This is a genomic window from Streptomyces sp. NPDC088254 (assembly GCF_044740925.1).
Classification (GTDB): Bacteria; Actinomycetota; Actinomycetes; order Streptomycetales; family Streptomycetaceae; genus Streptomyces.
Genome location: NZ_JBIURQ010000011.1, coordinates 132,233 through 155,644, shown reverse-complemented (window position 1 = coordinate 155,644; position 23,412 = coordinate 132,233). Strand labels below are relative to the sequence as shown.

The window sequence follows — 23,412 nt, the reverse complement described above, 5'->3', positions numbered from 1 at the left end:
GGTCGCTGTCGCCGGGGGTGCGGGTGCTGACGTTCAGTCAGACGTGGTGCGCATCAGATCGTCGTCGTGCGCGGCGGGATGCGCGGTCAGTCCGTCGGCGCCGTCCCGGACGACGCGCACCGGCCGTCCGGGCGGCGGGGGTTCGCCCGGGCCGCCCCAACCGGCCCGGTACAGCAGGCCGTCGACGTCCACGTAGCCCTGCGGCCGCAGGACGGTGCGGACCACGCCGGACCGGTACGCGGCGGTCGGGCCGGGCATCGTGGGCAGTTCGGCGGACCGCGGCGTCACCGCCTGCGGTGTCATCGCCCTTTGCACTCGGGGCTGTTGTGCGGTGGGACGCCCCGCTGCCGCCGTCGGCGTGTCCGGGACGGTCGTCGGCAGCCGGTGCGGGGCCGGGTGGGCGGATTCCGGTCGCGGTGCGGACCGTTGCGCGCGGGCGCTCGTCTCCGGTGCCCGTGCGGTCGGCTCCCGGCCCGGGGGCGTCTCCGGTGGCCGTGCGGTCCGTCCCGGACGGGCGGTGAACTGCCGCCGTCGCGAGGTCGGCTCCCGACGGGAGGCCGACGGGGTCGGCGACCGGCGGCGGTGCGCCGCCTCCGTCGCGCCTCCGGTCCTGCGGACCATGAGGCCCAGCGTGGTGACCAGGCAGAGGAGGACCGCGCCGATGACGAGGAGCACGGCGAAGGAGTCGCCCGACGCGTCGTCCTGCGCCTCCACGTCCGTAGGGGGCACGCCGCCGGCCCCGCCGCCGTCCGCCGGGTTCGCGCCGGAATCGGCGGGGGCGGTGGAACGCGCCGGTCCCGCGGTGAACAGGGAGGTGCGAGCGTCCTGGGCCAGCCCGCGCCGTACCAGGTCGCCGCCGCTGCGGGTCACGCTGCGGACGGTGTCGCAGAAACGGTCGGGCGGGCAGCCGTTGAGTTCCGTCAGACGCCGGTGTTCGGACACGCTCAGCGGGCTGATCGAGCTGTGCTCGCCGACGATCCGGTGCGAAGCGAGGGCGAGCAGGAGAGTGCCGCCGGAGCCGGTGCCGACGCCGTCGGGCACGATCACGACGAGTTTGTCCCGCAGCTTCTCGACCGCGTCCGCGACGGCGTCGAGACCGGGCTCCCCGCCCAGGGACTGGGGCGCGGAGACGGTGACGACGATGGAGCGTTCACCGCCGGCGGCGGCGTTCCCCCAGCACCGCATCGACCGGGTGAAGTCGGTGTGGGCGCATCCGGTCGCCGCGCGGGTGGTCGCGGTGACGGACGGCGGCGGAGGCTCCGGCTGCATCGCGCCGGACCGCGTCGCGAGGCCGAGGAGAAGCGACGGGACGAGCAGAGCGGCGCACAGCAGCAGCCGGCGGACGACGAACCGGGCCCGCCCTCGGCGCGGGGCCGGGCGGGAGCGGCGCGGCGGCGTGCGGCGGGATCGGCCCTCGGGCGTGCTGCAGGAGGGGCGCGGCGTGGGTGCGGGACGCGTCACAGGCGGAAGACCTCGCGGCATCGGGCGAACATGGTCACGGCCTGGTCGATCCAGCCGGACGCGACGGCGTCGAAGTCCTCCTGGCTCAGCCGGCACGACAGGGGCAGGGTGCACACGCCTCCCAGGTGCGGCCGTGTGCCGCGGACGTTCCACACGGACAGGGTCGGCGTCAGCTGCTCGGTGTTCCAGGCGTTGGCCGCGGCGGCGCCGCGCGCCAGCTCGCCCGGGGCCAGGCCGCGGCCGTTGGTCATGAACGCCACCAGGAAGCGACGGGAGGTGGTCAGGCGGACCTCCAGCTCGTCGGCTCCCGCCGGGCGGCGGGTCATGCTGAGGGTCATGTGCGTGGGCTCCTCGCGTACGTCCATCCCGCTCGCCGCGGCCCAGCCGGCGGCCAGGCGGCTCCACTCGGCGTCGAGGAGAAGGGGGGCGGTGCGGGCGTCGGGCTCAGCAGACATGGCCGGCCGCCTCCAGGAGCAGGGCGTCCGTCAGCCCGTCCGCCAGCACGGCGTGCGCGTTGCGGGCGAGGTCCAGGTCGTCGTGCTGGGGCTGCGGCTGCCACAGCGTCGGGGCGCACGGCCCCGCCGCGGGGATCGTCTCGGACAGCGCTCCCGGGGGCGCCGAGGGCGGCGGAGGCGGCGCCGACGGAGAGCGGACGCCGGCCGGGGCGCCGGGGTCGTCGGAGCGGCGGCCGAGCGCGTCGAGGAGCTCGGCCGGGGTGGGCCGTTGCGCCGGGCGCTTGGCCAGACAGGTGGTGACCAGGGTGCGCAGCCCGTCCGGCAGCGACCGCACGTCGGGCGGGGCGTTCACGATGCGGTACAGCAGTTCGGCGTTGCTCCCCGCCCCGAAAGGACTGCGCTCGCCGGCTGCGAAGGCGAGGACCAGCCCGAGGGCGAAGACGTCGCTCGCGGGGGTCAGCCCTTTGCCGGTGATCTGCTCCGGGGACATGAAATGCGGGGTGCCCAGGACGGCGCCGGGATCGGTGAGCGAGGGAAGGGCCGGCACATGGGCGATGCCGAAGTCGATGACCCGTGGACCGGCCGTGTCCATCAGCACGTTGTGCGGTTTGAGGTCGCGGTGGACGATCCCGGCGGCGTGGATGTCGAGCAGCGCCTCGGCCAGTCCGGCCCCCAGCCGCCTCGTCTCCCGGGCGGTGAGCGGGCCGTTCGCCCGGACGGTCTCCCACAGGGAGGGGCCGGAGACGAAGACGGTGGCCAGCCAGGGCTCGTCGCAGTCGGTGTCGGCGTTCACCACCGGCGCGGTGTACGCGCCGTTGACCGCCCGGGCGGCGGCCACCTCACGTGCGAAGCGCTTACGGAAAAGGGGCTGCCTGGCGAGTTCGGGACGGACCACTTTCACGGCCACCGGCCGGCCGCCCGGACTGTGCGCCAGATATACGGAACCCATGCCGCCCTGGCCGAGGAATCGCGCCACCTGGTACGGCCCGACACGCGTCGGAATCGTTCTCTGGTCCAAGGATGTTCGGTCCCCCCGAAATGTGTTCACACCTAAATTCCGCGTCGCCGGACGTGAATTGACGGGCGGGGTGGTGAATACCGATCCACCGTAGCGGCGTTGGCCGAATCGACACCCCCGCGATACGAAAAGAAGGAAAGGGAGAGGGGGGCGTGCGGGGGTGCGGGGGAGCGCACTCGCCGGGGACGCGACAGCCCCCTCCGGGCAGGCCTGGAACAGGCAACACCGCCCAGGGGCGCATGAATCGAGGGGTGAGCCCTGTATGCGCCCCCGGCCGCCCGGGGAGAATTCCTCCGTCCGCGATCAAGCGGCGGTCACACACCGGGTGCGCGGCCGCCGACGTACAGGGAAGGCAGGTCGGTCGTCGTGTGGTTGCGTCTTCCCACCTCCGTGTCCGAAGCCCAGGAGTTCCTGGCGGCCGGGGCCATGCCGATAGGCGGGGCCTCCCTCGTGTGGGCGACCTGGCAGCGGGACGGCTTCCCGCAGCAGGCCATGTCGCTGCGCGAGGTGCCGGAGGCCAACGTGGTCGGGCGGGGGATGTTGGGCGCGGCGGTGGTGCTGAGCCGGATCGGCGAGGACGTGCCGGAGGTGCTGCGCGGGGCCGCGGCCACGGTGGGCACCGGGGCCGTGCGGCGGACGGCGACGGTCGGCGGCAACATCGTCGGCAGCACCCTGCGCTGTCTGCTGCCCGCGGCGCTCGTCCTGGACGCCCGGGCCACCGTGCTGGAACCCGACCGGGTGTACGAGACCGACCTCGCCGAGGTCGTGGCCAAGCGGCCCCTCCTGCTGGACCTCAAGTGGGACGAGCCCTCGGTCAGCGGCTACCGCAAGCTCGCCGGCGAGGCGGGCGGCCCGCCGCCGTTCGTCGTGGCGGCCGCCGTGCACGCCGACGCCGAAGGCGGACGACGCCTGCGGGTCGCCGTCCGCGACGGCTACGAGGTGCTGAGCGAGACCACCGCCTGCGACTCCACACCCGAGGACACCGTCACCGCCCTGCGCCACACGGACCTGGGCGCCTTGGACCCGCTCGCCTGGGCGGCACTGAGCGACCAGGTCACCGACATCCTCACCCGCCCGCAGAAGGCCTGAGCCCGGCCCCGCGTCCCGGCCGGCGAGGTTTGATTTCGTCCATTGTGTCTACCGGGGAGACATGACGCAGTCGACGCGGGAGACAGAACGAAAGTACGAGGTGCCGGACACCGGCGGCTTCCCGACGCTGGCCGCCCTGTCACGTGAGGGCAAGGGCGCCGACGGCAAGACCAAGGGCAAGGACAAGGGCAAGAAGCGGGCTGTCACGGCCGAAAGCCCCGGCCTCTCGCTCGTCGACGGCGGCGCGCACGACCTGGACGCGGTGTACTACGACACCGCAGACCTGCGGCTGGCCCGCTCCGCCGCGACCCTGCGCCGCCGCACGGGCGGCCCCGACGCCGGCTGGCACCTCAAGCTGCCGCTGCCCGGCGACGACCGGAAGGAGATCCGCGCCCCCCTTCAGGACGGCGTCCCCGAGCGGCTGCGCGAACTGGCGCTGTCCCGGACCCGCGGCGCCCGCCTCCAGCCCGTGGTACGCATCCGCTCCAGGCGCAGCGTGCGCGACCTCGTCGACGCCGACGGCACGGTCCTCGCGGAGGTCGCCCTGGACCGGGTGGACGCCGACTCGCTGCGCCCGGAGGGCGGCCACGCCTCCTGGGCGGAACTCGAAGTCGAACTGGCCCCCGGTCACGGCGACCCCGCCCTGCTGGACCGCGTGGAGAACGCACTCGGCGCCGAGGGCTTCACCCGCTCCGGGTCCGCGTCCAAACTGGCCCGCGCGCTGAGCGACACCGCGGCCGGCGCCTCCGGCGAGGCGAGCGCGCCCCGCCCCGCCTCCGGCCCCCGCCCGGGCACCGCCGGCGCGGAGTTCCACGCCTACCTCACCGAGCAGGTCCGCGCCCTCGTCGACCTCGACCCGGCGGTACGGCGCGGCCTGCCGGACTCGGTGCACCGGATGCGGGTCGCCTGCCGCCGGCTGCGCAGCTGCCTGCGCTCCTACCGCTCCCTCGTCGACCGCGAGGTCACCGACCCCGTCCGGGCCGACCTGCGATGGCTCGGCGTCGAGCTGGGCGCCGAGCGCGACCAGGAGGTCCTCGCCCAGCGGCTGCGCGACGGCGTGGACCGGCTGCCCGGCGAACTGGTCCTCGGCCCCGTCTCCGCCCGTCTCCAGGCCTGGGACGTCACGAAGGCCGCCGAAGCCCGCGAACGCAGCCTCGCCGCCCTGTCCTCATCCCGGTACCTCGCCCTCCTCGACGCGCTGGACCGGATCGTCGCCGACCCGCCCCTGCGGGCCGGGGCCTCCAAGAAGGCGGCGAAGGTGCTGCCCGAGGCGCTCGGCAAGGAGTTCGACCGGCTCGCGGACCGGGTCGACCGGGCGCTGCGCACGCCCGCGGGCCCCGAACGCGACGCCGCGCTCCACGAGGCCCGCAAGAAGGCCAAGCGCCTGCGCTACGCCGCCGAGGTGGCCCGCCCCGCCCTCGGCAAGCCGGCGAAGCGCCTGAGCAAGAGCGTCAAGTCGGTGCAGAAGGCGCTCGGCGACCACCATGACAGCGTGGTCGCGCGCGACGCCCTGCGCCGCCACGCGGTGGCCGCCCACGCCGCCGGTGAACCCGGCTTCACCTGGGGCCTGCTGTACGGCCGGGAGCAGGCCTCGGCGGAGGCCCGCGAGGAGAGCCTGCCGAAGCTGTGGCGGGCGGCGGCCCGCGCCCGCCCGCGCAAGGCCTGACCCGCCCACGACCGCGCCCGCCCGTGAGGACACGGTGCGGGCGCGGGTCGTTCAGGGCGCTGCGGGCGCGTGGGTCAGGGCGCGTTCGTTCCCTTCGCCGAAGCGGTCACGTCCGTCACCTTCCAGCGCTGGTTGGCGCCGGAGTTTGGCTGCCAGGTGGTGACCGCGGCGCCCTCGGCGGTGGCCTGCCCGCCGACCTCGAGGACACGGCTGCTCGCCGGGTTCACCAGCGTCCAGGTGCCGTCGCCGGTGGTGGACAGGATCCACTCGGTGGCCGCGTCGCGCACGCCGGTGTCGGGCTCCACCACCGGCACGTTGCCCCGGACGGCGAGGCGCTTGCCCTGCGCCGGGTTGGCGAACACGTACCGCTGGCGGGCGCCGTCGGTGGCGCCGTAGCGGGCGTCCAGCTGCCACTGCTGCGCGGCGGAGCCGTTGGCCGTGCCGATGACCAGGGAGGCGCCGTCGGGCGCGACGGTGACCGCCTTGCCGCTCTGGACGCCGGTCAGGGTGTAGGTGTGGCCCTCGCGGACCACCGGGGCGTCCTTCGCGGCGTCGGACACGCCGGTGACGGCGAAGGAGGTCACCGACTGGGCCGGAACGGTGAAGGAGGCCTTGCCGTCGCTGACCTCGACCGGGGCCTTCTCCTGGAGCTTGCCGTCGGCGCTGGTGACGACCGGGGTGACGGTCGCCCCGTCCCTGATCTTGCGGAACTTCGACAGGTCGATGGTGACCGTGCGGGCCTCGGCGGTGCTGTTGACGTGGACGAGCGACAGGCCCTTGCCGTCCGCGGTCACCGCGGCGGCGCTGGAGGTGTCGTCGACCTTGATCAGCCGGTCGCCGGGCTTGATGAAGTGGGTGAAGTTGCGGGCGGTGTCGAACTTGGTGTTCGTGTGGATGGGGCAGCTCTGCAGCGTGTCCTTCGAGGTGCAGCTGAACGGGAGCTGGATGGAGCCCCAGTTGCCGCCCTTGGCGGACTCGCCGCCCGGCTTCATGTTGTCGTAGTCCTCGACCGGCTGCCAGAACACCCAGGCGCTGGGCTCCAGTTCACGCAGGTCGTTGACGATCTGCTGGGCCAGGCCGAGGCCCGGGCGCATGTCGGTGAAGCTCTGCCCGTCGCCCCAGTCGCCCTCGACCTCGCTCATCCACAGCGTCTTGTCGGCGGCCTTGGCCTGGTCGCGCACGGTGGTGCGCTGCCCGGTGCCGTAGGTGTGGACGTTCATCTGGTCGACCAGGTCGCGCGACGCCTGGGAGTAGGAGTTCCAGTTCTGCGCGAAGATGCCCGGGTTGGTCTCGTCCATGGCCGAGATCCGCGCGTTGGTCTTCACCTTCTTCAGCGCCGGGTCCAGCGCGGCGAGGACCTTCTGCTGGAGCTCGGGCCCGATGTGGGCGCCCTCCTGACGGCCGCCGACGGGCCGGCCGTCCGCGCCCAGCCGGGTGCCCCAGTAGGTGGTGTTCGGCTCGTTGAACGGGTCGACGGTCTTGACCTTGATGCCGTGCGCCCGCTCCAGCCGCTTGGTCGCGCCGGCCATGTAGGCGGCGAAGTCGTCGACCGACTCGGCCTTCAACTGGTCGGCGCCCGAGTCGAATCCGCCGGAGACGTAGCCGCTGACGGTCATGAACCAGGGCGGCGAGTTGCTGAACGTCTCCCAGTGGGTGATGTCCTTCTTGATGCGGTCCACCCACCAGCGCTGGGTGGCGTCGGCGTCGGCGTTCCAGTCGGCCGGGTCGTCGGCGCTCCACCAGTCGGTGTCCTCGCGGGTGGTGCCCGCGGGGGCCTTCCACCAGCCCTCGACGGCGCCGCCGGCGCGCAGGTAGTCCCTGACGTCGGGGGCGTTGCCGCCGCCGATGTTGTAGCGGGCGATGTTCAGCGCGAGGCCGTCGTCGTCGAAGAGGAGCTTCGCCAGCTTCTCGCGGATCGCCGGCGGGTAGTCGCCGGTGGCGTTGGCGAACCAGACCAGGCTGGTGCCCCAGCCCTCGAACTTCTCCTGCTGGTACGACGGGTCCGGCCGAACGGTGACCGAGGACGCGGCCTCGGCCTGCGCGGGGACGCTGAGCAGGGCGGCCCCGGTGGCCAGGGCGGTCAGTGCCGCGGCCCCGAGGGACCGTCTGCTGCGGATACGGCGTGCCATCTGTGCTCCCAACTGCGGTGCGGTCGCTGGCGTGGGCCCCTCCCGCCGCCAGAGCGGGAGGGGATGGCCCCCGGCGCGGACACGGAGGCCGTGCCCCCGCCGAGGAGTCAGGGAGGTGGTGCGGGTGGTGCGGGCGCGTTCGCGCTCAGCCGGCGGGCCGACGCAGTACGGCGACCTCGCGCGGCCCCAGGACGAGCGCGCCGCCCTCGTCGCGGGCGCCGAGCAGGACCTCGCCGTCCAGCCCGGTCACCGGTACTGCGGCGTCGGTGCGGTTGACCAGGAACAGGAAGCGCTCCGAGGCGCTTCGGCGGACGGTCAGCTCGACCCGTCCGCGGACCTCGGCCGGCAGTTCGCTGCGCACCCCGGCCGGCTCCAGCAGCCGCGGCAGCAGCGGGACGAGCCCGTCGACGCCGAGGCGGGTGGAGACGTACGAGGCGGAGCCCCGCTCCGTGACCCGGCGGGTGACGGCGGGCCGGCCGGCGTGCGTGCCCGTGCGGTAGCGGACGAGGACCTCGGTGTCGTCGTCGGCGACGTCGACCTGGTCGGTCCACAGGGTGCCGGTGCCGCCGTCGTCCAGCTCCACGCTCTGCCCGTCGAGCAGCGGCCCGAACTCCTCGACGCGGATGCCGAGCAGCTCGCGCAGGGCGCCCGGGTGACCACCCAGCCAGACATGGTCGTTCTGGTCGACGACGCCGGAGAAGTAGGTGGTGACGAGGTGACCGCCCTGCTCGGCGTACCGGGTCAGCTCCTTGGCGAGCTCGGCGGGCACCATGTGCAGCACGGGGGCGATCAGCACCTGGTGCCGGGAGAGGTCGGCGCGGGTGGTGACGAGGTCGGCGCGGACGCCGAGGGCGAGCAGCGCCGAGTACCAGTCGAGCGCCTCCTGCCGGTAGTCGAGCAGCGCGGTGGGGTGGGAGTCCTGCTCGCTCGCCCACCACGACTCCCAGTCGTAGAGGATGCCGACGGCGGCGGACTCCCGCTCCGAACCGGCCACCGGGGCAAGGGACTTCAGGGTGGTGCCGAGGTCGCGCACCGCGCGGAAGAGGTCGCTGTCGGGGCCGGCGTGCGGAACCATCGCCGAGTGGTACTTCTCCGCGCCGGCCGCGGACTGCCGCCACTGGAAGAAGCACACCGCGTCCGCGCCGTGCGCCACGTGCAGCAGCGAGTCGCGGGCCAGATCGCCGGGCCGCTTCGCCACGTTGACGTGCTGCCAGTTGACGGCGCTGGTGGAGTGCTCCATCAGGAACCAGGGCCGGCCGCCCGCGATGCCGCTGACCAGGTTCGCGGAGAAGGACAGCTCGTCGCGGTCCTGCGGGCCGGGGTGGACGTAGTGGTCGTTGGAGACGAAGTCGATCTCGTCGGCCCAGTCCGGGTAGTTCATGCCCTTGGTGCCGCCCATCACCATGAAGTTGGTGGTGACCGGCACGTCCGGGGTGATCTCGCGGAGGATGTCCCGCTCGGCGCGCAGATGGTCCTTGAGCGCGTCGGAGGAGAACCGCTTGAAGTCCAGCTGCTGGGTCGGGTTGGGGTGCGAGGCGGCGAGCCGCGGCGGCAGGATCTGCTCCCAGTCGCTGTAGCGCTGCGACCAGAACGCCGTCCCCCAGGCGTGGTTGAGGGCGTCGAGGGTGCCGTAGCGGGCGCGCAGCCAGGTCCGGAAGGCGCGGGCCGCGTCGTCGGAGAAGTCGTAGACGTTGTGGCAGCCCAGCTCGTTGGAGACGTGCCAGGCGACCAGCGCCGGATGGTCCTTGTAGCGGTTCGCCATCTCGCGGACCAGGCGCAGGGCGTGCTCGCGGAAGACGGGCGAGGTCGGCCGCCAGTGCTGGCGCGCCCCCGGCCACAGCGTCTCGCCGTTCGCCGTCACCGGCAGGATCTCCGGGTGGGCGGTGGTCAGCCACGGCGGCGGGGAGGCGGTGGCGGTGGCCAGGTCGACGCCGATGCCGCCCGCGTGCAGCAGGTCCATGACCTCGTCGAGCCAGCCGAAGTCCCACTCCTCGGGGCCCGGCTGAAGGCGCGCCCAGGAGAAGATCGCGACGGAGACGACGGTGACGCCGGCCTCGCGCATCAGCCGGACGTCCTCCTCCCACACGTCCCGGGGCCACTGCTCGGGGTTGTAGTCGGCGCCGTAGGCCAGACGCGGGGCGGGGTCACCGTCCGTCCCGCGCAGCATGCGGGACTGGAGGGTGGAGATCATGGCGGTCCTTCCGGATGGGGGTGCGCGGGGGCGGCGCGGCCGACGTGCCGCGCCGCCCGGCGGACTTGCGTGCCGAGGTCTACTCGACGGTGAAGCCCTGCTCCTTGCCGTACTTGACGGAGGCGTCCTGCCAGGCCTTCAGACCGTCCGTCAGCTTCTTGCCGCCGACGTAGGCCTTGCCGACGGTGTCGTTGAAGATCGAGTTGGCGTACTGCTGGAAGGGCAGGTACGACCAGTCGCTCGCGACGTTGGCCGCGGACTCGGCGAAGATCTTGTTCGCCTCCTGGCCGCCGAAGTAGTCGAACTTGGTCGACTGGAACTCGCTGGACTGCAGCTCCGCGGTGGTCGCCGGGAAGGCGCCCTGCTTGACGCGGGTCTTCACGCCGTCACCGGCGTTGGCGTACTCGGCGAAGGCGTAGGCGAGTTCCTTGTTCTTGCCCAGCGTGGGCAGGGTCAGCGAGCTGCCGCCGTTCTCCGCGCTCGCCTTGTCGCCCTTGGTCCAGGCCGGCATGGGGGCCGCGCGCCAGTCGCCCTTGGCGTTCGGGACGCCGGTGACGAAGTTGGCGGGCATCCAGGCGCCGGAGGCCAGGGTGGCGATGGTGCCGTCGCCGAGGCCCTTGTACCAGTCGTCGGTCCAGCCGTTGACGGGCGCGAGGAGCTTCTCGTCGAGGAGCTTCTGCCAGGTCTCCGTGTACTTCTTGGCGCCCGCGTCGGCGAAGTCGACCTTCACCTTGGTGCCGTCGACCTTGTAGGGGCGCGAACCGGCCTGCCACAGCATGCTGGTGGTGAAGCCGGCGTCGCCCGCGTCGTTGGCGATGTAGACCTTGGGGTCGGCCTTGTGCAGCTTGCGGGCGGCCTCGACGTACTCGTCCCAGGTGGTCGGGACGGCGATCTTGTACTTGTCGAAGACCTTCTTGTTGTAGAACAGCGCCATGGGGCCGGAGTCCATCGGCAGGCCGTAGACGGCGTCGCCCTCGCTGACCGCGTTCCACGGGCCCGGGGTGTACTTGGAGGCGAGCTTGTCCGCGCCGAACGCCTTGAGGTCGGTCAGGCCCTTGGTGAGGGAGTACTGGCTGACCGCGAAGTACTCGACCTGGGCGATGTCGGGCACGCCCTTCTCGGCCGAGATCGCGTTCGACAGGGCGGTGTAGTGCTTGTCGCCGGACCGCTCGCTGACCAGGTTGATCTTGACCTTGGGGTACTTCTTCTGGAAGTCGGCGGCGACCGTCTTCAGCGTGGGCTCCCAGGCCCACACCGTCACCGTGCCGCCCTTCTCCAGGGCAGCCTTGACGTCGCCGGCGGAGACCGCCTTCTGGTCCGAGCTGTCGTCGGAGCCGCCGCAGGCGGTGGCGCCCAGGGCGAGCGTGGAGAGGAGGGCGAGGCCACGCAGCGCGCGGCTGGTCCTTCTGTGCATGGAAGTGCTTCCGCTTCTTGGTGGTGGGTGAGGGTGTGAGGGTGAAGTGCGTGGGAGGGAGTGGTGCGCCATGGGGGGGGCTCAGGGGCGGCCGCCGGGCCGCGGGGTCACTCCTTGACGCTTCCGGCGGCCAGACCGGACTGCCAGTACTTCTGCAGCAGCAGGAAGGCGGCGATCAGCGGCAGGATGGTGAGCAGCGAACCGGTGATCACCAGGTTGAAGATCACCTCGCCGCCGATGGTCTCGGCCTGCGCGTTCCAGGCGCTCAGCCCCAGGGTCAGCGGATACCAGTCCGGGTCCTTGAGCATGATCAGCGGCAGGAAGTAGTTGTTCCAGGTGGCCACGGTGGTGAACAGCAGCACCGTCACGATGCCGGGGGCCAGCAGCGGCAGGGCGACCCGGAAGAACGTGCGGGCCTCGCCGGCCCCGTCGATGCGGGCGGCCTCCAGCAGTTCGGTGGGGATCGCCTCGGAGGCGAACACCCACATCAGGTACAGGCCGAACGGGGACACCAGCGAGGGGATGATCACCGCCCACGGGGTGTCGGTGAGGCCCATCTTGCTGAACATCAGGAACGTGGGCACCGCGAGCGCCGTGCCGGGGACGGCGACCGCGCCGATGACGACGGCGAACACGCCGCGCTTCCCGGGGAAGTCGAACTTCGCCAGCGCGTAACCGCCCAGCACCGCGAGGAAGGTGGCGCCGCCCGCGCCGAGCACCACGTACAGCAGGGTGTTGAGCAGCCAGCGGCCGAACACACCGTCGTTGTACGTGAACGTGTCGCGGATGTTGTCCCAGAGGGCGAAGTCGTCGCTGAACCACAGACCGCTGGAGTCGGCCAGACCGGCCTGCGTCTTGGTGGCGTTGACGGCCAGCCAGACCAGCGGCACCACGGTGTAGAGGACGATCAGCGAGGTCAGCACCGTCAACAGCACGCTGCGACGCGGCTTTTGGACGCTGTGCCGGCGCGGCCCGCGCAGCCGGGGGGCGGCCCTGGGGGTGTCGGCGGTCACTGCGGCCGGGGTGGGGGAGGCGGTGGTGAGAGGGCTGCTCATCGGGTCACGCTCCCTTGCGCATGCCGCGCAGCTGCACGACGTAGGCGATCACCATCGTGATGAGGCCCATGATGATGGCCACGGTCGCGGAGTAGTTGTGCTGCTGGCCGTTGAAGGACAGCGAGTACGTGTAGAAGTTCGGGGTGTAGTCCGTGGTGATGGCGTTGCGGGCCAGCGGGCGCAGGATGTTCGGCTCGTTGAAGAGCTGGAAGCTGCCGATGATCGAGAAGATCGTCGCGATGACGAGGGCGCCCCGGATCGCCGGCAGCTTGATCGCGGTGATCACGCGGATCTGCCCGGCGCCGTCGATCTCCGCGGCCTCGTACAGCGAGTGCGGGACGACGCGCAGCGCAGAGTAGAAGATCAGCATGTTGTAGCCGACGAACTCCCAGGTCACGATGTTGCCGATGGAGGCCAGCACCAGGTCGGGGGAGAGCGGGTCGGGCAGCGAGACGCCGAACGCCTCGTTGACGTCTCCCACCAGGCCGTACTTGGTGCCGTACATGAAGCCCCACATGAGGGTGGCGACCACGGCGGGCACCGCGTACGGAAGGAAGATCGTGATGCGGAAGAAGCTCTTGCCGTACAGCCGCCCGCTGTCCAGCGCGAGGGCCACCAGCAGGGCGATGCCGAGCATGATCGGCACCTGGACGGCGAGGAAGAGCGCCACGCGGGCCAGGGAGTCCCAGAACTGGTCGTCCTTCAGGGCCTGCGTGTAGTTGTCCAGGCCGACGAAGGTGGTGCCGCCGATGAGCTGGTCGCGGAAGAGGCTGAGGTAGATCGAGTAACCGATCGGGGCCAGGAAGACCAGGGCGAACACGGCCACGAAGGGACCCAGGAACCCCCACCCCGCCCAGGAGCGTCGGTCCCGTCTCGCCGGGGGAGGAGCCGGCCGTGGTGCGGCGGCCGCCGGCGGTTGCAACGTCGTCATGTCGTTCCTCGTTCGTCCTGTCCTGGAGCCCGCGGCACCGCGCCGGCCTGCTGCGCGCACCGCCAGGATGGTTACGCAAACATCAGCGCCGCGAAAGGGGCGATCGCCTGTTATGTTTACGTAAACATCTGATGGCGGCATGTCTACACTGCCCCGATAACCATGGTCAAGGGTCCTCTGAGGAGACCGCGGGGAGACCATGGGAAGCCGCGGTGGAAGAAAGGGTCGGGCTGCGCAGTGGAGATGGCGGGAAGATCCCGGGCGGACGAGACCGGGAGGGCGCGGGGCCCGGGCGGGGACACTCACGGGCGCGTCTCCGGGCTGCCGGAAACCCTGCCCGCGGCGGGCGTCGCCGCGCGGCGGACGCGGTCGCGACGCCGGACCACCGCCTCCATGGCGGACGTGGCCCGCCTCGCGGGCGTCTCCTCCCAGACGGTCTCCCGGGTCTCCAACGGCTACGCCGGGGTCAACGAGGAGACCCGGCAGCAGGTGCTGGCGGCGATGAAGGAGCTGGGCTACCGCCCCAACAGCGCGGCCCGGGCCCTCAAGCGCGGCGAGTTCCGCACCATCGGCGTCATCACCTTCACCCTCTCCACCACCGGAAACGTCCGCACCCTGGAGGCCATCGCGACCTCTGCCGCGGCCGAGGGGTACGCCGTGACCCTGCTGCCGGTCGCCGTCCCCACCCAGGACGAGGTGCGCGGCGCGTTCTCCCGGCTGGAGGAGCTGGCCGTCGACGCGGTGATCGTGATCATGGAGGTGCACCTCCTCGACGCGGCCACGGTCACCCTCCCGCCGCACGTCCAGGTCGTGGTCGTCGACTCCGACGCGGGCAGCCACTACACGGTCGTCGACACCGACCAGGCCGGCGGCACCCGCACCGCCGTCCAGCATCTGCTCGACCTCGGCCACACCACCGTCTGGCACCTCGCCGGTCCCGAGGGCTCCTTCGCCGCCCAGCGCCGCGCGGACGCCTGGGGCGGCGCCCTCACCGAGGCCGGCCGCCCCGTGCCGCCCGTCGTACGGGGCGACTGGTCGGCGGAGTCCGGCTACCGGGCCGGACTGGAGATCGCCGCGCACGAGGACTGCACCGCCGTCTTCGCGGCCAACGACCAGATGGCGCTCGGCCTGCTGCGCGCCCTGCACGAACGCGGACGCCGCGTCCCCGAGGACGTCAGCGTCATCGGCTTCGACGACATCCCCGAGGCGGGCTCCTTCCAGCCCCCGCTCACCACGCTCCACCAGGACTTCGCCGAGGTCGGCCGCCTCTGCGTCCAGGCCGTGCTGCGCAAGATGCGCCGGGACGGCCCCGAACACGGGACCACCCTGGTGCCGACCCGCCTGGTCCAGCGCTCCAGCACGGCGCCGCCGCCGAGGAGTTGAGGACCCGACGCACTGAGGGGCCGTCAGGCCCCGAGTCGTCTCCCCTTCCCGAGGGCTGGGCGGCGGGCGTCAGACGAGGTGGAGCTGTGCCTCCCGGTCGCCCACCGCGCGGGCCGCCGTACGCCAGGCCACCGTGACCGCCCGGCGGGCCGCCGCCGTACCGGTGTCGGCCTCGGTGGGGAGTCTGAGCGGCGCCCCGACGTGGACGTGGCAGCGCGGGCGGCGCACCGGGGCCGTCAGGACGCCGGCCAGCTGCTTCGCCGTGGAGCCCGAGGAGATGCGGCGGGCGCCGACGTGCCCCACGGGCACCACCAGCGCGCCGGAAAGCTGCGCGAGACGCGCGAGCCCGGTGCGGAACGCCTCCGGCGGGCCGGGGGTGGCGTCCCTGCGCCCCGGGAGCCCGCCCTCGCCGTAGAGCAGCACGTGCCGTCCGTCCGCGAGCGCCTCGGCGGCGGCGTCGAGCGCGTGCGCGGCGCGCGCCGAGCGGCGGTGCACCGGGATGTGCCCCTCACGGGCCAGCGCCCGGCCGAGCACCGGCACCCGCCACAGCCCCGCCGCGGCCATGACGACCGGCTCCACGCCCAGCGAGCGCAGCGCGCTCAGGACGACCGCGGGGTCGGCCAGGGAGTCGTGGTTGGCGGCGAAGATGGTCCCCGCCGGCAGACGCATCCTCAGTTCGCTGGTCACGGTGAGGCGTCCGAAGAGGGGCACCAGGACGGAGGCGGCGCGAGTGAGCACGACAAGGCCTTTCCACTCGGGGCGTGGCGCGAAGCGCGGTGGCCCTCAGTCTCCCGGCGGCAACCCACCCACGCCTGAGTACGGCTACTCAGAAACGCCGCCGACTCCGCCCGCCGCGACCCGTGTTCACCGCCCGCTCGGGGGCATCCGGGAACAGGGACACCAAGTCACCACACGAACGGCAGCGCATCCACACGACCGAAGGGACGGACATCCGTGCTCGCCATCATCGCGGCAGTGGCGTTCTTCATCGCCTTCCTCATCAACGCGGCGGAGATCTCGACCAACGACGCCTTCACCTCCGTCAACATCATGCTCCTCGGCCTGACCCTGCTGGCCCTCCACCTCGCCGGCGTCGGCAGCGGCTGGTCGGTCCGCGGCAGACGCTGACCGCGGCACGGCCCGTCCCCGCACGGGACGGGCCATGCCGCCCGCCAGGTCTGGGTACGCGGGAGAGGATCCGAGGAAAGGACCACCATGACGACCTACGTGATCACCGTGCCCGGCACGTTCACCACCACCGTCGAGGAGGACACCCGCGCACACCTCAGCCGCAGCCTGCGCCCCACCGACCCGCACCGCACCCGGATGGGAGCCTCCGAGGATCTCGACGCCCTCACCGTGAACGAGGACGGCACCTTCACCATCCGGCTCACCGTCGAGGCCGACAGCGTCCCCCACGCCGAAGAGGAGGCGCGCGAGCTCGCCGACTCGGCCCTGCGCGACGCCGGGCTCGACGACGGCGCGGCCCCACTCGGTCCCGCGGTCGTCACCGGCATCGACTCCGAGGTCTGAACCGCGGGCTTTCCGACCGGGGCGCCGCACGGCGTCCCCCGCCCGGCCGGCCGACCCCCCTCGCGTGCCCCCGCCGTCACGAGGAAAGATGAGACGGCGAGCGACGGATCAAACACCATGCGGAGGAACGGACCATGCAGCACGAACGAGCGGGTCGGCCGGCCGGCCCCGAGGACCTCGTCGACGTCGCCAGGCTGGTCACCGCGTACTACGCGCTGCACCCCGACCCGGCCGACCCCGCGCAGCGGGTCGCCTTCGGCACCTCGGGGCACCGCGGCTCCTCCCTGAACACCGCGTTCAACGAGGACCACATCGCTGCCACCAGCCAGGCGATCTGCGAGTACCGCACCGCCCAGGGCACCGACGGCCCCCTCTTCCTCGGGGCCGACACCCACGCCCTGTCCGAGCCCGCCCGCGTCACCGCCCTGGAGGTGTTCGCCGCCAACGACGTCACGGTGCTCATCGACAGCGCCGACGGCTACACGCCCACCCCGGCCGTGTCGCACGCCATCCTCAGCCACAACCGCGGCCGCACCGCCGGCCTCGCGGACGGCGTGGTCGTCACCCCCTCGCACAACCCGCCCGCCGACGGCGGTTTCAAGTACAACCCGCCCAGCGGCGGCCCCGCCGGCTCCGACGCCACGTCCTGGATCCAGGACCGGGCCAACGAGATCATCGCGGCCGGCCTCAAGGACGTACGCCGCATCCCCTACGCGCGGGCGCTCACCGCCTCCGGCACCGGCCGCCACGACTTCCTCGGCGCCTACGTCGCCGACCTCCCGGCCGTCCTGGACCTCGACGCGATCCGCGCCGCCGGCGTCCGCATCGGCGCGGACCCCCTCGGCGGGGCCTCCGTCGCCTACTGGGGCCGCATCGCCGAGCAGCACCGGATCGACCTCACCGTGGTCAACCCGCTCACCGACCCCACCTGGCGGTTCATGACGCTGGACTGGGACGGCAAGATCCGCATGGACTGCTCCTCGCCCTACGCGATGGCCTCCCTCATCGACCAACGGGACCGGTTCCACATCGCCACGGGCAACGACGCCGACGCCGACCGGCACGGCATCGTCACCCCCGACGCCGGCCTGATGAACCCCAACCACTACCTGGCCGCCGCCATCTCCTACCTCTACTCCCACCGCGAGCAGTGGCCCGCCGGCGCCGGGATCGGCAAGACCCTGGTGTCGTCCTCCATGATCGACCGCGTGGCCGGCGACCTCGGCCGCCGTCTCGTGGAGGTGCCCGTCGGCTTCAAGTGGTTCGTGGACGGCCTCGCCGACGGCTCGCTCGGGTTCGGCGGCGAGGAGTCGGCGGGCGCGTCCTTCCTGCGCCGCGACGGCTCGGTGTGGACCACCGACAAGGACGGCATCATCCTGGCGCTGCTCGCCTCCGAGATCACCGCCGTCACCGGCAAGACCCCCTCCGAGCACTACGCCGCGCTGACGGCCCGCTTCGGCGCGCCCGCCTACGCCCGCGTCGACGCCCCCGCGACCCGCGAGGAGAAGGCGCTGCTCGCCAAGCTCTCGCCCGCGCAGGTCACCGCCGACACCCTCGCCGGGGACCCCGTCACGGGTGTGCTCACCGAGGCCCCGGGCAACGGCGCGGCCCTCGGCGGCATCAAGGTGACCACCGACCACGCCTGGTTCGCCGCCCGCCCCTCGGGCACCGAGGACGTCTACAAGATCTACGCCGAGTCCTTCCACGGCCCCGACCACCTCGCCCAGGTGCAGGAGGAGGCGAAGGACGTGGTCATGGCGGCGCTCGGCGGCTGACCGGGATCAAGAGGCGGGCGGGCCGTGGTGGCGGCCGTACGACACCACGGGCCGCCGCCCGGGTCGCTATCATCCATTAGACGTAAAAGATGACGCTTTTGCGTCTAATGGTGACGTTCGCCCCGAGAGGGCAACCGTCTCTCCGAGGTGATCCATGCCCCGCAAGCGCACCACGGACGAAGACGACGAGCTGCTGGCCAGACTCGGATCGCTCACCGCCCAGGCGCGCGAGCGCGCGGAGCTCCAGCGCACCCGCGTCGAGCTGGCCATCGCTCTCCAGCGCGGCATGCTCCCCAGGGACCTGCCCGAGCCCCGCGGCGTCCGCCTCGCCGTCCGCTATGCCCCCGCCTGCCACGGCCTCAACGTCGGCGGCGACTGGTACGACGCCTTCACCATGCCCGACGGCCGCGTCGGCCTGTCCGTCGGCGACGTCCAGGGCCACAACATCGAGGCGACCGCCTTCATGGGCCAGGTGCGCGTCGGACTGCGCGCACTGGCCTCCGTCACCGGCGAGCCCGGCGAACTCCTCGCCCGCACCAACGAGCTGCTCCTCTCCCTCGGCAGCGACCTCTTCGCCACCTGCACCTTCATGCGCCTCGACCCGGTCAATGGCCTGCTGGAGAGCGCCCGGGCCGGTCACATCCCCTGCGTGTGGGCCACCGCCGACGGCAAGTCCGGCGTCGCCGAGGACGAGGGAGGGCCGCCCCTGGGCGTCCTGGAGCACGTGGCGTACCCGGTCACCCGCTACCGGCTCACCAAGGGCGGCTTCTTCGTCCTCCTCACGGACGGCGTGGTCGAAGGGCCCTCACTGAGCGTCGAGGAAGGCCTCGACCAGGTCGTGCGGCTCGCCGGCGTCGCCGCCGTCGCGGGCATGGACGCCGGCTCCCTCGCCGCCGCCGTCATCCGGGGCGCCGAGCGCGTGGGACACGAGGACGACGCGGCCGTCCTCGTCGTCGGGCACGACGGCGTCCTCGGCCCGCGGGCGCCCCGCGTTCAGCCATAGGGCCGGTCAGCCGGGGTGCTCGCCTCGCCGTCCGGGCCGCCCCGGTGTCTGATAGCTGCTGTGGTGGCTACCGGCGAACTGCGCCGCGCGGGCATCCTCGCCGTCGAGACGGCGGCGGTGGCCCTCGCCTACTACGCGGCCGGGCGGCTGGGCCTCGTACGGCAGCTCGTCGTCGAGGGGGCCGTCTTCACCCCCATCTGGCCGCCCTCCGGCGTCGCCGTCGCCTGCCTGCTGGTCCTCGGGCTGCGCTCCACCCTCGGCATCGCCCTCGGATCGCTGCTCGTCATCATGTCGATCACCGCGCTCCGCCCGATGGCGATCTTCAACGTCCTGGGCAACACGGCCGCCCCCGTCTGCGCCTACCTGATGCTGCGCAAGGTGGGCTTCCGCAACGACCTCGCCCGGCTGCGGGACGGCCTGGCGCTGGTCTTCCTCGCCGCCCTCACCGCGACGCTGCTCAGCGCCACCGTCGGCGTCGGCGTCCTCGTCCTCTTCGACCGGCTTGCGGCGAGCGCCTTCTGGCCCGTCTGGCTGGCCTGGTGGGTCGGCGACGCGATGGGCGTTCTGCTCGTCACCCCGATGCTGCTCGTCCTGTACGGCGCCCGCCGTCGCCCGCCCCTGTCCCGCTGGCCGGAGGCCACCGGCCTCTTCCTCATCACCGTCGCCGTCGTCCCGCTGGTCGCCTACAGCAGCCTCAGCCTGCTCTTCCTGGTCTACCCGCTGCTGATCTGGGCCGCCCTGCGCTTCCAGCTCGTCGGCAGCATCCTGTGCGCCCTCGCCGCCTCCGTCGTGGCCACCGTCGCGGCCACCGACGCTTCCGGCCCCTTCGAGGGGCTCACCCAGGTCGAGGTGATGATCAAGCTCCAGGCCTTCAACGGGACGATGGCCCTGACCGCGCTGCTCCTCTCCGCGCTGATCACCGAGCAGCGCAACACGCGCCGCTCGGTGGAACGCGCCTGTCAGGAACTGGTGGAGGTCCTCGAACACCTCACAGCGGACGAACCGCCGACCCGCCCCCCGAAGAAACCCACGCCCCCGGACCCTTGACCCCACCCACCCCGCTAACCCTTCGCGGCCGTGCTCCGCCCATGCCTCGGCACGTAGCGGTGCGTCCCCCAGTACGTCCAGTGCTGCGCACGTCAACGCCTCCGTCGTCGCCGTGAGTACTCGGGGTGTGACCGAGATACGCGTCAAAGGGGCAACGGGATGATCTTGAAGCCCTGATCCGCTCGGATCTACGTGCGGCGACGTGCAGCGGGGTCGAGTTCGGCGACGTGCCGAGCGACCGAGTCGACGCCGGGCCGTGCGTATCGCTCCAGGGAGCGGACGGAGGCGCGGCGGGAACTGGCCGGCAGCATCAGGGTGCAGGTGCCGTCTTCCGCGTCGTGGCGGTGCCGGAGGGCGCCCGGTTCTCGGAGCTGGAGCGGTTGCGCCGGCCGCCGACGCGGACGACCGGGACGGCGTTCGCCCGGCCGTTGGAGCGGGCCGGTGAGATCGGCGCGTTCGGTCTGGGCCGGGTGCGGCTGTCGCAGGTCCCGCGGAACCGGCTGGCCGCGCTGGCCCGGTACGGGCTGGGGTCGAAGGCGGCGAGCCCGGAACGGGCGGAGGAGCCCAAGCGCACCGCGATGCTCACCGCCGTGATGCGGCACCTGGAGGCGAAGGCGATCGTGCCGATGGCCGGGAGAGATACGCGAATTGCCCGATATGCCCTGTTAGTCTTCGATCGGGTGCCCTCACTGCATCGACGGAACAGGGCAGGGAAGGAAGCTTGTGTCCAGGGTGGCAGGAGTCGAAGCGGATCAGCGCCGCCTGAACGGTCCGCAGACGACTGGCCGCGAGTACCGCAATCTGTCGGAGCCGGTGCACGGCATGCGGTGCGACCGGGACGTCACCGTGGGGATGCGCGACGGTATCGAGTTGCTGGCCGACGTGCATCGACCGGACAGCAACGGGCGGTTTCCCGTACTGATCGCGGCATCACCGTACCCGCGCCAGATCCAGGACCTGGGCGCGCCGATGGGCTTCATCGAGGCCGGTGCGTCCGATTTCTGGGTGCCGCGCGGCTACGTGCACGTGATCGCCAACCTCCGGGGGACGGGGGGATCCGGGGGGACGTTCGGGTTCTTCGACGCTCAGGAGCGTCGCGACCTGCACGACCTGGTCGAGTGGGCTGCGGAGCAGCCGTGGTGCGACGGCAAGGTCGGAATGATCGGCATCAGCTACTTCGCCATGGCCCAGCTGGAGGCGGCCGTCGAGCGCCCCGCGCACCTGCGGGCGATCTTCCCGGTGGCTGTCACCACCGACCTGTACGAAGCGGCGATGCACCACGGGCTGTTCAGCTCCAGCTTCGTGACGCCCTTTCTGGCCATGGTGGGGCTCACCTCGGCTCGCGGCGACCGGTTCTGGCGCAACCGGCTGATCGATGCGGCCCGAGACGTTCTGCGTGCGGCGCCGCTGCACAAGAAGTTCGCCACGATGAACGGCGAGTCGTCGGTCACGCTCCTGCGTGCCGCGCTCAAGCTCCACCACGACCCGCACCCGTGGGACGACTTGTGGCGCGCCATGGCGGTCGAGCACCCGCTGCGTGACGCGTGGTGGGACGAACGAAACCTCCTGCCGCTCCTCGATCGAGTCGAGGTCCCCACCTATCTCGGCTGCGACTGGCAGAACGTCCCGCTCCACCTCCCCTCCACGTTCCCCGTCATGCGGGCGCTGACCGGCACTCCGGTCGTCCGGGTCGCGATGCTCGGCGAGTTCGGACTCACATGGCCGTGGGAGAGCCTCCACATCGAGGCACTCGCCTGGTTCGACCACTGGCTGAAGAATCACGACACGGGCATCCTCGACGGCCCCGCGATCCGGTACTGGATGCCCGGCGCCGACGAGTGGCGCACAAGCGATACCTGGCCCCCCGAGGGAACTGAGCAACGCGAATGGAGCCTGCGTGCCGACGGCACGCTCGGCGACGAACAGGACAGTCCGGGCGAGCGGTCGCTCATGGTGCTCGGCGCGGGGCTCGGTCGGTCGTGGTCGAGCGACGCCGACCCTCCCACCCAGCTGGCATGGTCCAGCGAGCCGCTGACCGAGACGCTCGACGCCGCCGGGGATTTCGAGGTCGAGCTCCACGCCGCCGCCACCGCCACCGACACGGCATGGGTCGTCACCCTCCAGGACGTAGCGCCCGACGACACCGCTGTCGACGTCACCGCCGGATGGCTCCGGGCCAGTCTGCGCCGGACCGATCCTGACGCCGACCCGGCCAGGCCGCCGGGACTCCCCTGCCGTGAACCCGAGATCGTCGTCCCGGGTTCGGTCACCACGTATCGGATCCCGCTCGTCACCAACGCCCGGAGGTTCACCACCGGGCATCGCATCCGGCTCGTGGTCACCAGCGATGACCAGGACCGCAGCACCCCGGCCATCATGGGCTTCCGCCATGCGCCCGTCGGCACGAGCAGCCGCAACACCGTGCGTTCGTCGTCGAGGCTCGTACTGTCCGTGGCCGGGCAGCACGACCGGGGCACCCCGGATGCGGGCGTGAACTCGTGAAGGATGAGCCTGATGAGAACGCCGGCTCCGACGGCCCGGGCAGCCTCGACCTCGAGCAGGCCCTGACCATCCTCGCCTGGAGCGATCCCGCACTGACCGAAAACCCCGGCGCGGCGTTGACCCGGCTCGGCATCGATGTACCTCCCGCCCTGCGGTTCGACCTGAGGGTCCAGCGTCCGGACACGCTGTACCTCGTCATCCCGCCCGTGTCCTGCGAAGAAGACGGCGGCGAGAACGTCGTGAACCAGATGGACTTGTGGCGCAGCGGCGAGCAGTTCGTCTGGATCCTGCCGCAGGACGCGAAGACGGCACTGCTGGGGATGCGCGAGCAGTACCGCAATCGTGGCGGCGGGGAGGGCCGATGAGCGGTGCCGATCGTTTCACCGAGCACTACCGGCTGCTCAGCACCGACCCGGCGATGAGGGCAGCGCTGCTGGCCGACCCCAAGGCGGCGCTCGCCGCCTACTTCGGCTCCGTCGTCGACGGCGCGTACCGCGTCGAGGTCATCGAGCAACGAGCGGACACGATCACCGCGATCATCCCGGCTCCCCCCGGGCCGGGTGTCGACCCGGCCGCCCGACTGGCCGACGTGTCCGGACGGATCTACGACATGTTGCACAGCAGCGGCATCGGCGGCTACCTGATCCCCGACGAGGCACTTACCTGGGTGCTGCGGGACATGCGAGCGCTGTGGGCGGGAGGAGATGCCGCCGATGACGCCGACAGTTCCACCCCGGGTCGCTGATCGTGCCGAGCGCGC

General features: G+C 72.3%; 20 protein-coding genes and 1 pseudogene. 12 read left to right on the top strand and 9 right to left on the bottom strand.

Annotation, left to right across the window (positions count from 1 at the left end; genetic code table 11):
* Window positions 1-33: 33 nt before the first annotated feature.
* Genes ACIOC0_RS29845 through ACIOC0_RS29835 form a run of 3 tightly spaced genes read right to left on the bottom strand, consistent with a single transcriptional unit; the run spans window position 34 to window position 2,892 of the window.
* Entirely contained in the window at window positions 34-1,461 is a 1,428-nt protein-coding gene (locus ACIOC0_RS29845) for a hypothetical protein (RefSeq protein ID WP_402158853.1), read from the bottom strand.
* Window positions 1,458-1,916 (bottom strand): hypothetical protein, encoded by a 459-nt coding sequence (locus ACIOC0_RS29840; RefSeq protein ID WP_402158852.1) that lies wholly within the window; start codon window positions 1,914-1,916, stop codon window positions 1,458-1,460. Before ACIOC0_RS29840 ends, ACIOC0_RS29845 begins: the two co-directional genes overlap by 4 nt.
* A complete protein-coding gene (locus ACIOC0_RS29835; protein WP_402159067.1) occupies window positions 1,906-2,892 on the bottom strand; it encodes a serine/threonine-protein kinase in 987 nt (328 codons plus the stop codon). Before ACIOC0_RS29835 ends, ACIOC0_RS29840 begins: the two co-directional genes overlap by 11 nt.
* A 408-nt stretch (window positions 2,893-3,300) precedes the next feature.
* Between ACIOC0_RS29835 and ACIOC0_RS29830 the strand changes: the two genes are divergently transcribed.
* Window positions 3,301-4,023 carry an FAD binding domain-containing protein gene (locus ACIOC0_RS29830; protein WP_402158851.1) on the top strand — a complete coding sequence of 241 codons (723 nt, stop codon included), beginning with the start codon at window positions 3,301-3,303 and terminating at the stop codon, window positions 4,021-4,023.
* 61 nt (window positions 4,024-4,084) lie between these two features.
* Entirely contained in the window at window positions 4,085-5,689 is a 1,605-nt protein-coding gene (locus ACIOC0_RS29825; RefSeq protein WP_402158850.1) for a CHAD domain-containing protein, read from the top strand.
* A 74-nt stretch (window positions 5,690-5,763) separates the two neighbouring features.
* Here ACIOC0_RS29825 and ACIOC0_RS29820 read toward each other — a convergent pair whose 3' ends face one another.
* The 5 genes from ACIOC0_RS29820 to ACIOC0_RS29800 all read right to left on the bottom strand — a co-directional run bounded on the left by ACIOC0_RS29820 (window position 5,764) and on the right by ACIOC0_RS29800 (window position 13,409).
* Complete coding sequence (locus ACIOC0_RS29820; protein WP_402158849.1) at window positions 5,764-7,818, bottom strand: RICIN domain-containing protein; 2,055 nt, start codon at window positions 7,816-7,818, stop codon at window positions 5,764-5,766.
* Between the two features lie 145 nt (window positions 7,819-7,963).
* Window positions 7,964-10,009: a beta-galactosidase gene (locus ACIOC0_RS29815; RefSeq protein WP_402158848.1), complete on the bottom strand. Its 2,046-nt coding sequence runs from the start codon at window positions 10,007-10,009 to the stop codon at window positions 7,964-7,966.
* Window positions 10,010-10,088: 79 nt separating this feature from the next.
* On the bottom strand, window positions 10,089-11,423 hold the full coding sequence (locus ACIOC0_RS29810) for an ABC transporter substrate-binding protein (protein WP_402158847.1): 1,335 nt from the start codon (window positions 11,421-11,423) through the stop codon (window positions 10,089-10,091).
* Window positions 11,424-11,530: 107 nt separating this feature from the next.
* On the bottom strand, window positions 11,531-12,478 hold the full coding sequence (locus ACIOC0_RS29805) for a carbohydrate ABC transporter permease (protein WP_402158846.1): 948 nt from the start codon (window positions 12,476-12,478) through the stop codon (window positions 11,531-11,533).
* A gap of 4 nt (window positions 12,479-12,482) precedes the next feature.
* Window positions 12,483-13,409 (bottom strand): carbohydrate ABC transporter permease, encoded by a 927-nt coding sequence (locus ACIOC0_RS29800; protein ID WP_402158845.1) that lies wholly within the window; start codon window positions 13,407-13,409, stop codon window positions 12,483-12,485.
* Between the two features lie 393 nt (window positions 13,410-13,802).
* Here ACIOC0_RS29800 and ACIOC0_RS29795 point away from each other — a divergent pair, with 393 nt between their 5' ends.
* Window positions 13,803-14,792: a LacI family DNA-binding transcriptional regulator gene (locus ACIOC0_RS29795; protein ID WP_402158844.1), complete on the top strand. Its 990-nt coding sequence runs from the start codon at window positions 13,803-13,805 to the stop codon at window positions 14,790-14,792.
* 69 nt (window positions 14,793-14,861) lie between these two features.
* Here ACIOC0_RS29795 and ACIOC0_RS29790 read toward each other — a convergent pair whose 3' ends face one another.
* Complete coding sequence (locus ACIOC0_RS29790; protein WP_402158843.1) at window positions 14,862-15,530, bottom strand: lysophospholipid acyltransferase family protein; 669 nt, start codon at window positions 15,528-15,530, stop codon at window positions 14,862-14,864.
* Window positions 15,531-15,746: 216 nt separating this feature from the next.
* Here ACIOC0_RS29790 and ACIOC0_RS29785 point away from each other — a divergent pair, with 216 nt between their 5' ends.
* From ACIOC0_RS29785 to ACIOC0_RS29745, 9 genes and pseudogenes are all read left to right on the top strand, one after another.
* The gene (locus tag ACIOC0_RS29785) at window positions 15,747-15,920 is read left to right on the top strand and encodes a hypothetical protein (protein ID WP_351096659.1); all 174 of its coding nucleotides are present in this window, start codon (window positions 15,747-15,749) and stop codon (window positions 15,918-15,920) included.
* An 87-nt stretch (window positions 15,921-16,007) separates the two neighbouring features.
* Window positions 16,008-16,325 (top strand): hypothetical protein, encoded by a 318-nt coding sequence (locus ACIOC0_RS29780; RefSeq protein ID WP_389028716.1) that lies wholly within the window; start codon window positions 16,008-16,010, stop codon window positions 16,323-16,325.
* A 134-nt stretch (window positions 16,326-16,459) separates the two neighbouring features.
* Complete coding sequence (gene pgm, locus ACIOC0_RS29775) at window positions 16,460-18,100, top strand: phosphoglucomutase (alpha-D-glucose-1,6-bisphosphate-dependent) (RefSeq protein WP_402158842.1); 1,641 nt, start codon at window positions 16,460-16,462, stop codon at window positions 18,098-18,100.
* A 154-nt stretch (window positions 18,101-18,254) separates the two neighbouring features.
* Window positions 18,255-19,103 (top strand): PP2C family protein-serine/threonine phosphatase, encoded by an 849-nt coding sequence (locus tag ACIOC0_RS29770; RefSeq protein WP_402158841.1) that lies wholly within the window; start codon window positions 18,255-18,257, stop codon window positions 19,101-19,103.
* Window positions 19,104-19,163: 60 nt separating this feature from the next.
* Window positions 19,164-20,150 (top strand): MASE1 domain-containing protein, encoded by a 987-nt coding sequence (locus tag ACIOC0_RS29765; protein ID WP_402158840.1) that lies wholly within the window; start codon window positions 19,164-19,166, stop codon window positions 20,148-20,150.
* A gap of 344 nt (window positions 20,151-20,494) precedes the next feature.
* A pseudogene (locus ACIOC0_RS29760) lies at window positions 20,495-20,770 on the top strand (hypothetical protein); the annotation flags it as partial.
* Between the two features lie 112 nt (window positions 20,771-20,882).
* Window positions 20,883-22,652 carry a CocE/NonD family hydrolase gene (locus tag ACIOC0_RS29755; protein WP_402158839.1) on the top strand — a complete coding sequence of 590 codons (1,770 nt, stop codon included), beginning with the start codon at window positions 20,883-20,885 and terminating at the stop codon, window positions 22,650-22,652.
* On the top strand, window positions 22,649-23,017 hold the full coding sequence (locus ACIOC0_RS29750; RefSeq protein WP_402158838.1) for a nitrile hydratase: 369 nt from the start codon (window positions 22,649-22,651) through the stop codon (window positions 23,015-23,017). The genes ACIOC0_RS29755 and ACIOC0_RS29750 overlap by 4 nt, the downstream gene beginning before the upstream one ends.
* Window positions 23,014-23,397 (top strand): hypothetical protein, encoded by a 384-nt coding sequence (locus ACIOC0_RS29745; RefSeq protein WP_402158837.1) that lies wholly within the window; start codon window positions 23,014-23,016, stop codon window positions 23,395-23,397. The genes ACIOC0_RS29750 and ACIOC0_RS29745 overlap by 4 nt, the downstream gene beginning before the upstream one ends.
* Window positions 23,398-23,412: the final 15 nt, after the last annotated feature.

Coding starts and splice junctions, on each gene's coding strand:
- ACIOC0_RS29810 (WP_402158847.1), bottom strand. CDS start 11,423: ATGCACAGAAGGACCAGCCGCGCGCTGCGTGGCCTCGCCCTCCTCTCC.
- ACIOC0_RS29745 (WP_402158837.1), top strand. CDS start 23,014: ATGAGCGGTGCCGATCGTTTCACCGAGCACTACCGGCTGCTCAGCACC.
- ACIOC0_RS29825 (WP_402158850.1), top strand. CDS start 4,085: ATGACGCAGTCGACGCGGGAGACAGAACGAAAGTACGAGGTGCCGGAC.
- pgm (WP_402158842.1), top strand. CDS start 16,460: ATGCAGCACGAACGAGCGGGTCGGCCGGCCGGCCCCGAGGACCTCGTC.
- ACIOC0_RS29770 (WP_402158841.1), top strand. CDS start 18,255: ATGCCCCGCAAGCGCACCACGGACGAAGACGACGAGCTGCTGGCCAGA.
- ACIOC0_RS29795 (WP_402158844.1), top strand. CDS start 13,803: ATGGCGGACGTGGCCCGCCTCGCGGGCGTCTCCTCCCAGACGGTCTCC.
- ACIOC0_RS29840 (WP_402158852.1), bottom strand. CDS start 1,916: ATGTCTGCTGAGCCCGACGCCCGCACCGCCCCCCTTCTCCTCGACGCC.
- ACIOC0_RS29815 (WP_402158848.1), bottom strand. CDS start 10,009: ATGATCTCCACCCTCCAGTCCCGCATGCTGCGCGGGACGGACGGTGAC.
- ACIOC0_RS29780 (WP_389028716.1), top strand. CDS start 16,008: ATGACGACCTACGTGATCACCGTGCCCGGCACGTTCACCACCACCGTC.
- ACIOC0_RS29805 (WP_402158846.1), bottom strand. CDS start 12,478: ATGAGCAGCCCTCTCACCACCGCCTCCCCCACCCCGGCCGCAGTGACC.
- ACIOC0_RS29820 (WP_402158849.1), bottom strand. CDS start 7,818: ATGGCACGCCGTATCCGCAGCAGACGGTCCCTCGGGGCCGCGGCACTG.
- ACIOC0_RS29800 (WP_402158845.1), bottom strand. CDS start 13,409: ATGACGACGTTGCAACCGCCGGCGGCCGCCGCACCACGGCCGGCTCCT.